General features: G+C 45.4%; 10 protein-coding genes and 2 tRNA genes. All 12 read right to left on the reverse strand.

Going from position 1 to position 12751, the window contains the following annotated elements; all coding sequences use genetic code 11:
* Positions 1-203 precede the first annotated feature (203 nt).
* Positions 204-1121, reverse strand: coding sequence for a lipoprotein NlpI (gene nlpI / locus VER99_RS11240; RefSeq protein ID WP_020333902.1), 918 nt, complete (start codon positions 1119-1121; stop codon positions 204-206).
* A gap of 198 nt (positions 1122-1319) precedes the next feature.
* Positions 1320-3455 (reverse strand): polyribonucleotide nucleotidyltransferase, encoded by a 2136-nt coding sequence (gene pnp, locus VER99_RS11245; protein WP_020333903.1) that lies wholly within the window; start codon positions 3453-3455, stop codon positions 1320-1322.
* Between the two features lie 333 nt (positions 3456-3788).
* Positions 3789-4058 carry a 30S ribosomal protein S15 gene (gene rpsO / locus VER99_RS11250; protein ID WP_014232882.1) on the reverse strand — a complete coding sequence of 90 codons (270 nt, stop codon included), beginning with the start codon at positions 4056-4058 and terminating at the stop codon, positions 3789-3791.
* A gap of 148 nt (positions 4059-4206) precedes the next feature.
* Entirely contained in the window at positions 4207-5151 is a 945-nt protein-coding gene (gene truB / locus VER99_RS11255) for a tRNA pseudouridine(55) synthase TruB (RefSeq protein ID WP_014232883.1), read from the reverse strand.
* On the reverse strand, positions 5151-5546 hold the full coding sequence (gene rbfA, locus VER99_RS11260; protein ID WP_014232884.1) for a 30S ribosome-binding factor RbfA: 396 nt from the start codon (positions 5544-5546) through the stop codon (positions 5151-5153). Before rbfA ends, truB begins: the two co-directional genes overlap by 1 nt.
* A 114-nt stretch (positions 5547-5660) precedes the next feature.
* A complete protein-coding gene (gene infB, locus VER99_RS11265; protein WP_014232885.1) occupies positions 5661-8375 on the reverse strand; it encodes a translation initiation factor IF-2 in 2715 nt (904 codons plus the stop codon).
* A 20-nt stretch (positions 8376-8395) separates the two neighbouring features.
* Positions 8396-9883 carry a transcription termination factor NusA gene (nusA, locus tag VER99_RS11270; protein ID WP_020333905.1) on the reverse strand — a complete coding sequence of 496 codons (1488 nt, stop codon included), beginning with the start codon at positions 9881-9883 and terminating at the stop codon, positions 8396-8398.
* A 36-nt stretch (positions 9884-9919) separates the two neighbouring features.
* On the reverse strand, positions 9920-10375 hold the full coding sequence (rimP, locus tag VER99_RS11275) for a ribosome maturation factor RimP (RefSeq protein ID WP_014232887.1): 456 nt from the start codon (positions 10373-10375) through the stop codon (positions 9920-9922).
* A gap of 226 nt (positions 10376-10601) precedes the next feature.
* A tRNA-Met gene (locus tag VER99_RS11280) sits at positions 10602-10678 on the reverse strand.
* Positions 10679-10734: 56 nt separating this feature from the next.
* Positions 10735-10818: transfer RNA gene (locus tag VER99_RS11285), tRNA-Leu, on the reverse strand.
* A 16-nt stretch (positions 10819-10834) separates the two neighbouring features.
* On the reverse strand, positions 10835-11173 hold the full coding sequence (gene secG / locus VER99_RS11290) for a preprotein translocase subunit SecG (RefSeq protein ID WP_014232888.1): 339 nt from the start codon (positions 11171-11173) through the stop codon (positions 10835-10837).
* Positions 11174-11399: 226 nt separating this feature from the next.
* Positions 11400-12740 carry a phosphoglucosamine mutase gene (glmM, locus tag VER99_RS11295; protein WP_020333907.1) on the reverse strand — a complete coding sequence of 447 codons (1341 nt, stop codon included), beginning with the start codon at positions 12738-12740 and terminating at the stop codon, positions 11400-11402.
* Between the last annotated feature and the right edge of the window lie 11 nt (positions 12741-12751).

Consider the following 12751-nt stretch of genomic DNA (forward strand, 5'->3'; position numbering starts at 1 on the left):
CAGTTAGCAAAGCTAACTAATTAATATTAATAATTATTTTGTTCTATCTGGACAAAAACATGTATAACAAAACACGAACAGGAAACGAGATGAGTTCTAATCACGTAAGACTAACCAGAGAAGACACTCGCCTTTACTTACCGGAAAAGAACATTCGTCGAATCACACCAGCATCAAAAAACCGCTCAGTGAGCGGCTTTAGACTAGTTATCTGGTTGTTGCTCAGCTTTCAGCTTAGCCATCCTGTCCTGCTGCAAACGCTCATAAATCTGAGCTAACTCGAGAAATGAGTACCGGTGCTCCACGTAATCATAAACGTTGAAGGATATCGCCAATTTATACAGTGATATTGCACTCGCCAAATCGCCTTGCAACTGATGACGCTTCCCTAAATAAAAGTAAGTCTCCGTGAGTCGCTCAGCAAGACGGTAGTTTTCTCGTGTACCATCCATGATCAATTTCAGCGCTTGCTCATCTGAAACGTCACGCAGCATAATGGCCACTAAGACCCATCCCCACTCTTCACTTCGATCTCGTTTATAGTGCTTCTTCAGATTCGCTTTTGCTTGCTCCGGATCCTGTTCAGCTTCAATGATGTAAAGCCACAACGCACGAAATGGATCGCTTGGCATCTCTTCGTAGTGCTTATTCATGTCTTCCAGAGCGAGTTCAATCCGGCCGCCATAATACAATGCGATGGCACGGTTTCTTTCGGCATACGTGTTATCAGGAGCCAGCTCTAAGGTTGAATCAAAGGCTTCATAAGCGGCATCAAACTCTCCAACCTGAGTAAAGTAAACCCCTAATAGATTGAAGATATCAGGTTGAGCGGGGTTCAATTGTAAAGATTGGTTGAAATCCAAACGAGCAAGGTCACGTAAGCCAACACTGTCATAGTAATTGCCGCGCTCATAGTGCATTTTTGCACGAACTTCATCACTCAGATCAGGGCGTTGAAGAAGCTGAGATAAACGCGCAATTTGCACCTCTTGCTGCACGCTAGGTTGCAGAGGTACCGCCATTGGTGGGTAAACCCACTGCATGGCCGATTGCTGAGAAGTATTTGCACAACCGGTCAGCGCGATAGCAACACATAAACTTGCGGTTTGAAACCATTTCACTAATTGATACTCCTAATTTGGACTGCTCCGAGTCTGTTTCTCTTATGCCTTATCTTTATATGCAATAGTAGAATAAATTGCCTCACCTGAGGGTAAACGCCTCGAAACAAAACAAAAAAAGGGGAGCAAAATTGCTCCCCTTTTATAGCATGCTTTCAGGCCCTTAAGCTAATAAAAGACCGAAAGTCGAGTATTAGATTACTCGTCTTTAGCAGCAGGTGCTTCAGCCGCTGCTTCTTCAGCTGGCTTTTCTACTGCTTCTTTCATGCTTAGACGTACACGTCCCTGACGGTCGATTTCAAGAACTTTAACTTGAACTTCCTGACCTTCAGTTAGGTAGTCTGACACTTTCTCAACACGTTTTTCTGCGATTTGAGAAATATGCACTAGACCATCTTTACCTGGAAGTACTGTTACGAATGCACCAAAGTCCGCCAGACGTGCCACTTTACCAGTGTAGATACGGCCAACTTCAACTTCAGCAGTGATCTCTTCAATGCGACGGATCGCTTCTTTCGCTGCTGCTCCTTCAGTCGCTGCAATTTTGATCGTGCCGTCGTCTTCGATTTCGATAGTTGTACCTGTCTCTTCAGTTAGAGCACGGATAACTGCACCACCTTTACCGATAACGTCTTTGATCTTCTCAGCGCTGATCTTCATTGTATGAATACGCGGAGCAAACTCAGAGATATCATCACGAGCACCAGAAATCGCTTCATCCATTACAGAAAGGATGTGCTTACGTGCACCTTGTGCTTGGTTAAGCGCAATTTGCATGATTTCTTTAGTGATACCTTCGATCTTGATGTCCATTTGAAGTGCAGTAACACCAGTGTTAGTACCTGCTACTTTAAAGTCCATGTCACCTAGGTGGTCTTCGTCACCAAGGATGTCAGAAAGAACAACGAAATCGTCGCCTTCTTTAACAAGACCCATTGCGATACCCGCAACAGAAGACTTGATTGGCACACCAGCATCCATAAGAGCCAGAGAAGTACCACATACAGAAGCCATTGAAGATGAACCGTTAGATTCAGTGATTTCTGATACAACACGAACTGTGTATGGGAACTCGTCAACAGATGGCATTACTGCTGCGATACCACGCTTAGCTAGTTTACCGTGGCCGATTTCACGACGCTTTGGAGAACCTACAAAACCAGTTTCACCTACACAGTATGGAGGGAAGTTGTAGTGTAGTAGGAAGTGATCTTTACGCTCACCTGTCAGCTCATCAATGATTTGCGCGTCACGCTGCGTACCAAGAGTTGCTGTAACGATCGCCTGAGTTTCACCACGAGTGAATAGAGCAGAACCGTGAGTACGTGGAAGAATACCAGTACGTACGTCTAGCGCACGAACCATGTCTTTCTCACGACCATCGATACGTGGGTTACCCGCGATGATGCTACGACGTACAACTGTCTTCTCTAGGTCATGGAAGATAGTGTGGATTTCTTTCGTGTCCGCTTCTGGATCTTCAGCTAGTAGCACTTCATTAACTTCTGCTGCGATCGCGTGGATACGTTCGTAACGAGCCATCTTCTCAGTGATTTGGTAAGCTTCAACAAGCTTAGCTTCTGCTAGTTCAGCAATCTTGTTCTTAAGTACTGTGTTCTCTTCTGGAGCAACCCAATCCCAAGCTGGAGTTGCCACTTCAGCTTTAAATTCGTTGATTGCGTTGATCACAACTTGTTGTTGATCGTGACCGTAAACAACCGCTGCTAGCATTTCTTCTTCAGTTAGGTTGTCAGCTTCTGACTCAACCATCAGTACTGCAGACTCTGTACCCGCAACAACAAGATCCAAACGAGATGCATCTAGTTCAGTTTGGCTTGGGTTAAGAACAAGTTGACCGTCGATGTGACCAACACGTGCTGCACCGATAGGACCATTAAATGGAATACCAGAGATAGCTAGTGCCGCAGACGTACCAATCATTGTTGGGATATCTGGTTGAACATCAGGGTTTACAGAAACAACCGTAGCAATAACTTGTACTTCGTTTTTGAATGCATCCGGGAATAGCGGACGGATTGGACGGTCGATTAGACGAGCTGTTAGCGTTTCGCCTTCAGATGGACGACCTTCACGCTTGAAGAAACCACCAGGGATTTTACCAGCAGCGTAAGTACGCTCTTGGTAGTTTACTGTTAGAGGGAAGAAGTCTTGACCAGCAACTGCTTCTTTCTTACCTACAACTGAAACGAATACTGCTGTATCGTCCATTGTAACCATAACTGCTGCTGTAGCTTGACGTGCGATAACGCCAGTTTCTAGAGTAACCGTGTGGTTACCGTACTGGAACGTTTTAACAACTGGTTTTTCGAACATTGTTATTCCTTGTTTCTAAACGCGCTGACAATCAGCCGCTTAGGTGTGTTAATAAACACTCAAGGCATTACGAATCGCGACTAGTGAAAAGAAACTCAAACAAATTTCTTTTTAATAGCCGCGACCTTTTGGTCGACGAGGTTGACTGTAATGCAAAGAGTTTAGTGAAAAATCTGATGTACTGTTCTAAACAGTGACCATTCACTTATCTAGAACCGCATCAAAAGATTAAGCCGCCAGTATTATAACGGCTTAAGGATGATTTGGCTAAATTTAGGCAACAAAAAAGGGGCATAAAGCCCCTTTTTCGACAAACTGCTAAGCAGTCGCTGATTAGCGACGTAGGCCTAGACGCTTGATTAGGTCTTGGTAGCGAGCTAGGTTTTTACCTTTTAGGTAATCTAGAAGCTTACGACGACGAGAAACCATACGTAGAAGACCACGACGGCTGTGGTGATCGCCTTTGTGCGCTTTGAAGTGACCTTGTAGGTGGTTGATAGAAGCTGTAAGTAGAGCTACTTGAACTTCTGGTGAACCAGTGTCGCCTTCAGATTGTGCGTATTCTGCTACGATTGCTGCTTTAGTTTCTGCATTCAGAGACATAATTCTCTCCTAATAAGAGTAAGTTAATATTTGTGCCAGCCAATCTCTGATTCAGCCGACACGAGAAGCGCGAATTATAGGGAAGTTTCTGCATTCACGCAATAAAAAATACCGGCGCTAAGGCCGGTATTTTTCAAGTAGTGCGAAATTACTCTTCGTCACGAAAAACCACCAAACGTTTTGGTGCGATTTTTCCGTCGTTGTTCATCTCGCCAACACCGATGAATAAGCGCTCTTCTCCCATGGTAAGGCGAAGAGAACCTTCGGTAGGAGCACCACTTACTTGAACCGGTTGACCATGTTGAACCATGTCCGCAAGCTCTGGTATCAGGTTCACTTCTGGTAGATCTTCTACCGCCGTGTCCATTGGCATAAGCAGCGGATCCAAAAGCTCACGTGGCGCGACCTCTTGGCGGTGTGCTTGCTCCAGTAACTCGTTAAGTTGCTCAAGCGTAACCATCTTCTCATATGGGTACTTAGCAACACCAGTACGGCGAAGCATAGTGACATGAGCGCCACAGCCTAACATTTCACCAAGGTCATCGACGATGGTTCGAATGTATGTACCTTTTGAACAGTGTACTTCCATCTCGACTTCATCACCTTCAAAACGATGAAGGATGATTTCGTAGACCGTGATTTTACGAGATTCGCGCGGAACTTCGATACCTTTACGCGCATACTCGTACAACGGCTTACCTTGGTATTTCAACGCTGAAAACATTGAAGGTACTTGATCCGATTCACCACGGAATTTGTCAATGCACGCTTCTAGCTTCTCAAGATCCACATCGACCGGACGAGTTTCTACGACTTCACCATCAGAATCTGATGTGTTGGTACGTTCACCCAGTTTCGCGATCACTCGGTAGCGTTTGTCTGAATCCAATAGGAACTGAGAAAACTTTGTTGCCTCTCCCAAACAGATCGGCAACATGCCCGTCGCTAGAGGATCCAATGCACCCGTATGACCCGCTTTTTCAGCAAAGTAAATGCGCTTCACTTTTTGCAACGCATCATTAGATGAGATACCTGTCGGTTTATCTAACAGGATAACGCCATTGATTGGACGACCTTTACGACGACGAGCCATTATTCTTCGTCCTCACGACCAGAATCTTTTTGCTTTTGTTTATCTGCACTAACCACTTCAGACACAAGGTTAGACATGCGCATACCTTCAACAAGAGTATTGTCGTAGTGGAAGCGAATTTCTGGCGTAAGGCGCAGACGAATACGCTTACCTAGCATCATGCGAATATGAACTTCATGCTCACGGAGCGCTGCTAGACATGATTCTGGTGTTTGCTCACCTACACATAGGAAAGTAACGAATACTTTTGCATAAGCGAGGTCACGAGATACTTCAACATCTGAAATAGTAACCATACCCAAACGTGAATCACGAACTTCACGCTGCAGGATCATGGCAAGTTCTTTTTGCAGCTGCTGTGAAACGCGCTGCGTGCGGCTAAATTCTTTTGACATATCTTTTCTCTTATATAGAAAGAATGGGGGGTTGGTCTAAGCCAGCCCCCCATGGTGTATTCAACAACCAATTACTACTTATCTATCAAAGACAATATGAGTAATCTTAGTCAATTAGTCTAGAGTACGTTTGATTTCAACGATTTCGAATACTTCGATTTGGTCGCCAACGCGAACATCGTTGTAGTTCTTAACGCCGATACCACACTCGTAGCCATTCTTAACTTCTTGAACGTCATCTTTAAAGCGACGTAGTGACTCTAGTTCACCTTCGTAGATAACAACGTTATCACGTAGAACACGGATAGGGTTGTTACGCTTAATCAGACCTTCAGTAACCATACAGCCAGCGATTGCGCCCAGTTTCGGTGACTTAAATACGTCACGTACTTCAGCAAGACCAATGATCTCTTGCTTGAATTCTGGAGCAAGCATACCGCCCATTGCCTGTTTCACTTCGTCAATCAATTGGTAAATGATTGAGTAGTAGCGTAGGTCAACAGCTGCTGCTTCAACCGCACGACGAGCAGATGCATCAGCACGTACGTTAAAGCCTAGAATGATTGCATTTGAAGCTTCTGCTAGTACTACGTCAGTCTCAGTAATACCACCAACACCTGAACCAACGATGTTCACTTTAACTTCGTCAGTTGACAGTTTAAGTAGTGAGTCTGCGATAGCTTCAACAGAACCTTGTACGTCTGCTTTCAGAACTACGTTCAATTCAGCAACTTCACCAGCAGTCATGTTAGAGAACATGTTCTCTAGTTTAGATTTCTGCTGACGAGCAAGTTTCACTTCACGGAACTTACCAGCACGGTAGTTTGCAACTTCACGCGCTTTACGCTCGTCACGTACTACTGTTGCTTCGTCACCTGATGCAGGCACACCAGAAAGACCTAGGATCTCAACTGGGATAGACGGGCCAGCTTCTGTGATTTCTTGACCTAGTTCGTCACGCATAGCACGAACACGACCGTATTCCTGACCACAAAGAACGATATCGCCTTTGTTTAGCGTACCAGACTGAACAAGTACTGTTGCTACTGGACCACGACCTTTATCTAGACGTGATTCAACAACTACGCCAGATGCCATGCCTTCTTTTACTGCTGTAAGTTCTAGAACTTCAGATTGTAGAAGGATTGCTTCTAGTAGACCGTCGATGTTTGTACCCTGTTTTGCAGAGATGTGAACGAACATGTTCTCACCGCCCCACTCTTCAGGGATTACGTCGTATTGAGCTAGCTCATTCTTAACGTTGTCTGGGTTAGCATCTTCTTTATCGATCTTGTTCACTGCAACAATCAAAGGTACGCCTGCCGCTTTCGCGTGCTGGATAGCTTCTACTGTCTGTGGCATTACGCCATCATCTGCTGCAACAACAAGTACAACGATATCTGTCGCTTGAGCACCACGAGCACGCATTGCAGTAAACGCCGCGTGTCCAGGAGTATCAAGGAACGTGATCATGCCGTTTTCAGTTTCAACGTGGTATGCACCGATGTGCTGAGTAATACCACCCGCTTCGCCTGAAGCAACGTGTGTACGACGGATGTAGTCCAGTGTTGATGTTTTACCGTGGTCTACGTGACCCATGATAGTTACAACTGGAGCACGAGGAACAGCTTCTGCATTCGTGTCACGGTCAGATAGAACCGCTTCTTCTAGCTCGTTCTCTTTACGAAGAACAACTTTGTGACCCATTTCTTCAGCCACAAGCTGAGCTGTTTCTTGATCGATAACTTGGTTGATAGTCGCCATTGCGCCCATCTTCATCATCACTTTGATAACTTCTGTTGCTTTCACAGACATCTTGTTAGCAAGTTCTGATAGGACGATAGTTTCACCAATCACAACATCTTGTTTAGCAACTGTTGCTGACTTATCAAAGCCATGCTGCATTGATGTTGGCTTAGCTAGCTTGCCTTTACGACCGCCTTTACCGCCACGCTGGGTACGACCACCATTGCGAGCTTGATCATCCTTTTGAGAAGGTTTTTTCTTCTTCTTACGACGACCAGCTTCTTCTTTGCGATCTGCTTCATCTTCCGCTTCACGTGCGTATCGTGAAGTCGTTACATGGTAATCTGTATCTTCCATATCACCCTTTTTCTCTTCTGCAGCAGACCAACGCTCTTTATTCTTTTCAGCCAATTCGCGAGCTTCTTCAAGCTTGCGCTGACTTTCCTCTTCAGCCTTACGCTTAGCTTCTTCTTCCTGACGACGTTTAAGCTCGTCGGCCTCTTTTCGCGCTGCTTCTTGCTTAATTTTCTCTTCAGCATCACGTTTCGCTTTTTCTTCAGCTTCACGTTGTGCATTCGTATCAACGTCTCGTTTCGCTTTTTCTTCAGCTTCACGTTTCGCTTTTTCTTCAGCGTCACGTTTTGCAGCTTCTTCAGCTTCACGTTTTGCAGCTTCTTCAGCTTCACGCTTTGCGGCTTCTTCAGCTGCGCGTTTTGCTGCTTCTTCTGCTTCACGTTTTGCCGCTTCTTCAGCGTCACGTTTCGCTTCATCTTCAATTGTGCTGCGCTTCACGTATGTACGTTTCTTGCGCACCTCAACCTGAACATTCTTACTCTTACCACCACCCGCGTTCACACTAAGTGTACTACGAGTTTTACGCTGTAGCGTAAGGCGAGTAGGCTCTGAATCACCAGACTTATCACCGTGTTCTTTTTTCAGATGAGAGAGAAGCTGCTGCTTCTCTTCATCAGTAACATTGTCAGAGCTCGCCTTTTTAATGCCAGCGTCAGCAAGTTGTTCAATCAAGCGGTCGACTGGCGTACCAATCTCATCACTCAGTGCTTTAACTGTTAATTGTGTCATGCCGCTTCCTCCTTGCTGAATTATGCTTCTTCGCCGAACCAACAGATGTTACGTGCGGCCATAATTAGCTCACCTGCACGCTCTTCGGTCAGGCCTTCAATACCTTCTAAATCGTCAATGCCTTGGTCAGCAAGATCTTCAAGTGTTGCTACACCTTTTGCTGCCAATTTAAATGCCATTTCACGCTCAAGACCTTCAAGTCCTAGTAGATCTTCTGCCGGCTCCAGACCTTCAAAAGACTCTTCTTGCGCTAATGCGATTGTTGTTAGTGCATCTTTCGCACGACCACGTAGCTCTTCGATTAGCTCTTCATTCAGGCCATCGACTTCAAGTAGCTCGTTTACTGGTACGTAAGCAACTTCTTCTAATGTTGAGAAACCTTCTTCAACAAGTAGCTGTGCGAAGTCCTCTTCGATATCAAGGTACTTCATGAAGTTTTCGATAGACGCTTGTGATTCTTCAGCGTGTTTCTTCTGAAGATCAGCTACTGTCATTACGTTCAGTTCCCAACCAGTGAGCTGAGATGCAAGGCGAACGTTTTGGCCATTACGACCGATAGCTTGTGCTAGGTTATCTGCTTCAACCGCGATATCCATTGCGTGCGCATCTTCATCAACGATGATAGATGCGACATCAGCTGGAGCCATTGCATTGATTACGAACTGAGCTGGGTTATCATCCCAAAGCACGATATCGATACGCTCACCGCCAAGCTCGCCAGAAACCGCTTGTACACGTGCACCACGCATACCAACACACGCACCAACAGGGTCAATACGCTTGTCGTTAGTTTTCACTGCGATCTTCGCACGAGAACCTGGATCACGCGCCGCGCCTTTAAGCTCGATGATGTCTTCAGCAATTTCAGGCACTTCAACACGGAATAGCTCTGCTAGCATTTCAGGCTTAGAGCGAGTGATGAACAGTTGGAAACCACGCGCTTCTGGAGCAACCTTGTACAGAAGACCACGAACACGGTCACCTGGACGGAAGTTTTCACGAGGAAGTTGGTCATCACGTAGGATTACCGCTTCTGCGTTGTTACCTAGATCAAGTACGATAGTGTCGCGGTTTACTTTCTTAACAACACCAGTGATTAGGTCACCTTCGTTATCAATGAACTGCTCAACGATTTGTGCACGCTCAGCTTCACGAACTTTTTGTACGATAACTTGCTTAGCAGTTTGAGTCGTAATACGGTCAAACGTTACTGATTGGATCTCGTCTTCTACGTAATCGCCTAGCTCAACTGACTCATCGTCATATTGTGCAGCTTCTAGAGAGATCTCTTTGGTTGGGTTTTCAACATTATCTACCACCAACCAGCGACGGTAAGTCACGAATTCACCCGTTTTACGGTCAATAGCAACACGTACGTCGATTTCGATTTCGTATTTTTTCTTTGTAGAAGTTGCTAGAGCAATCTCAAGAGCTTCAAAGATACGCTCACGAGGTACCGCTTTTTCGTTCGATACCGCTTCTGCTACCGCTAAAATTTCTTTACTCATTGTATTTAGCCTCTAAGCTTAAACTTTTTTAGGGAACTAAAATTTAGGGATCAGGTTAGCTTTTGAAATATTACTTAAAGCAAACTCTTCTTGCTGGCCTTCAACAGTAACTGTCACTGTTTCGCCATCAACGCTGTGGATAATACCTTTCCACTTGCGACGGTTTGCTACAGCCATTTTCAAAACGATGCTGACCTCGTGACCAATAAATTGCTCGTAATGTGCTGCTTTGAAAAGCGGTCTTTCTAAACCTGGAGAAGACACTTCTAGGCTGTAAGCAACAGAAATTGGATCTTCAACGTCTAGTACCGCACTTACTTGGTGGCTAACTTCTGCACAGTCGTCCACGTTAATGCCATTTTCATGGTCAATATAGATGCGTAGCGTTGAGTGCGCGCCTGCTCGAATGAATTCTAATCCAACCAACTCATAGCCCGACGCCTCAACAGGAGCTTCAAGCATTTCAGTAAGTTGTCTTTCTAAACCAGTCATTTAAACCACTCCAGAAACAAAAAAAGGGCTCAGAGCCCAATCAAAAAACCAAGCAGCAATCTGAGATTTTTAAAAAACTCAGATAACAAAAAACCCCGATAGTCGGGGTTTTATGCTGCTGGACCCTGATACGTTAAGAATAGATAAAAATGCTATCCTTAACTCGTAGTGTGGTTAGTACTACGCAAACTTGCCAACCCTCGATTTCTTATTCAAAGAAAGAGATTGGTTGCGGGGGCCGGATTTGAACCGACGACCTTCGGGTTATGAGCCCGACGAGCTACCAAGCTGCTCCACCCCGCGTCCGACTTGCTGAGCATTATACTCGCAAACAAGTGATTTACAAGTTTGTAAATACATGGTGCCGAGAGAGGGACTCGAACCCTCACACCAAAGGCACTAGCACCTCATGCTAGCGTGTCTACCAATTTCACCATCTCGGCATCAAAACCTTGCAGCTTATTGAGGAATTTCATCACCAGCTGGTGCTGGCACTTCACTCGCTGCGTCCTTAACTTGTTCAACAACTGGCTGACCTAACGTTGGGTCTACCCATTGTGACTCAGTCTTGTGCGTAGACATACGACCAAGTAGCAAGCTAATGACAAAAAATACGGTTGCTAAAATAGCAGTTGTTCGGGTTAAGAAATTACCTGAGCCGCTAGCACCAAACACTGTGTTTGAAGCACCAGCACCGAACGAGGCTCCCATATCTGCGCCTTTACCTTGTTGAATCAACACAAGGCCAATCACACCAAGCGCCGCCAACAGGTAAATCACAAGTAGAACTGTAAACATTTTTTCCACCTATGTTCCAAATTGTTGAGCCAGCGCCGCCCAAAAATAATGAATCTTATTAAATGAACAAGGCTAGCGACCTCCTAACGGGAGGCGGTGCAATACTAGCGAAAGCCATTAACGCTGACAAGGGGAAATTAGTAAAAAAACAACGCCATTGAGCCGAACGCTCAAAAAAAGGGCAAAAAACGCCCTTTTCTTTATATGCTATCGGTTAAAGCAATGATTAAAAACTTGCTTTTACCGCGTCAGCAATTTTAAGCGCTGAGCTCTGGACAAGTTCTGCATCTTCGCCTTCTACCATGACACGGATAAGAGGCTCAGTACCTGATTTACGCAGCAATACTCGACCTTTATCGCCAAGTTCAGCTTCCACTTCAGCAACAGAGTCCAATACTGCTTTTGCTTCTAGTGGGTTAGCATCGCCAGAGAAACGAACGTTTTCCAGCACTTGCGGGTACAACGTCATGCCTTGAGAAAGATCATGTAACGACATGTCATTGCCGACAATCGAAGCAAGTACTTGTAATGCAGCAACAATAGCATCACCGGTTGTAACTTTGTCTAACAAGATAATGTGGCCTGAGTTTTCAGCACCGATCTTCCAACCTTTCGCTAGCAACTGTTCCATCACGTAGCGATCGCCTACCGCAGCACGAACAAATGGAATACCTAACTGCTTCAGGCCATTTTCCATGCCCAAGTTAGTCATCAGCGTACCAACGACACCACCTTTTAGTTCACCGCGACGTAGCGCATCTCTTGCGATGATGTAGGCAATCTGGTCGCCATCGACTTTATTGCCCAAGTGATCAACCATGATGATACGGTCGCCGTCACCATCAAAGGCAAGGCCAAGGTGAGCTTGTTCTTCTACTACACGCTTTTGAAGTGCGCGTACGTCAGTTGCACCAACTTGATCGTTGATATTGGTACCATTAGGCTCAACGCCCATCGCAATCACTTCAGCACCCAGTTCTTTAAAGACATTTGGAGCAATGTGGTAAGTTGCGCCGTGTGCACAGTCAACCACAATTTTAAGGCTCGCTAAGCTTAGTGTTGAAGGAAAAGTGCTTTTACAAAACTCAATGTAGCGACCCGCCGCATCGTTTAGACGTGTTGCTTTACCCAACTCAGCCGATTCGACACATTCAATCTCTTTGTCCAATTCCGCTTCAATAGCAAGTTCAATATCATCTGGCAATTTAGTGCCTTCAGAAGAGAAAAACTTGATGCCGTTATCGTAGTAAGGGTTATGAGATGCCGAGATTACAATCCCAGCTTCTGCTCGGAATGTTTGTGTTAAATAGGCAACCGCTGGAGTTGGCATTGGTCCGGTAAAGGTCGCTTTAAGACCAGCCGCAGCCAAACCCGCTTCTAGTGCAGATTCCAGCATGTAGCCAGATATGCGAGTATCTTTACCGATAATTACTTTTTTTGTGCCTCGCTTCGCTAATACGCGACCTGCCGCCCAGCCAAGTTTCAGTACGAAATCGGGAGTAATTGGATATTGTCCAACTTTGCCACGCACACCGTCTGTACCAAAGTAACGTCTTTTATCAGACATAAACTTTCCTT

Source organism: Vibrio natriegens NBRC 15636 = ATCC 14048 = DSM 759, assembly GCF_035621455.1.
GTDB lineage: Bacteria > Pseudomonadota > Gammaproteobacteria > Enterobacterales > Vibrionaceae > Vibrio > Vibrio natriegens.

Bases quoted from the DNA above. Each gene is read 5' to 3' on its own strand.
- pnp (WP_020333903.1), bottom strand. From the start codon at position 3,455: ATGTTCGAAAAACCAGTTGTTAAAACGTTCCAGTACGGTAACCACACG.
- rpsO (WP_014232882.1), bottom strand. From the start codon at position 4,058: ATGTCTCTGAATGCAGAAACTAAAGCAGCAATCGTAGCAGAATACGCA.
- truB (WP_014232883.1), bottom strand. From the start codon at position 5,151: ATGGCTCGTCGTCGTAAAGGTCGTCCAATCAATGGCGTTATCCTGTTA.
- rbfA (WP_014232884.1), bottom strand. From the start codon at position 5,546: ATGTCAAAAGAATTTAGCCGCACGCAGCGCGTTTCACAGCAGCTGCAA.
- infB (WP_014232885.1), bottom strand. From the start codon at position 8,375: ATGACACAATTAACAGTTAAAGCACTGAGTGATGAGATTGGTACGCCA.
- nusA (WP_020333905.1), bottom strand. From the start codon at position 9,883: ATGAGTAAAGAAATTTTAGCGGTAGCAGAAGCGGTATCGAACGAAAAA.
- rimP (WP_014232887.1), bottom strand. From the start codon at position 10,375: ATGACTGGTTTAGAAAGACAACTTACTGAAATGCTTGAAGCTCCTGTT.
- secG (WP_014232888.1), bottom strand. From the start codon at position 11,173: ATGTTTACAGTTCTACTTGTGATTTACCTGTTGGCGGCGCTTGGTGTG.
- glmM (WP_020333907.1), bottom strand. From the start codon at position 12,740: ATGTCTGATAAAAGACGTTACTTTGGTACAGACGGTGTGCGTGGCAAA.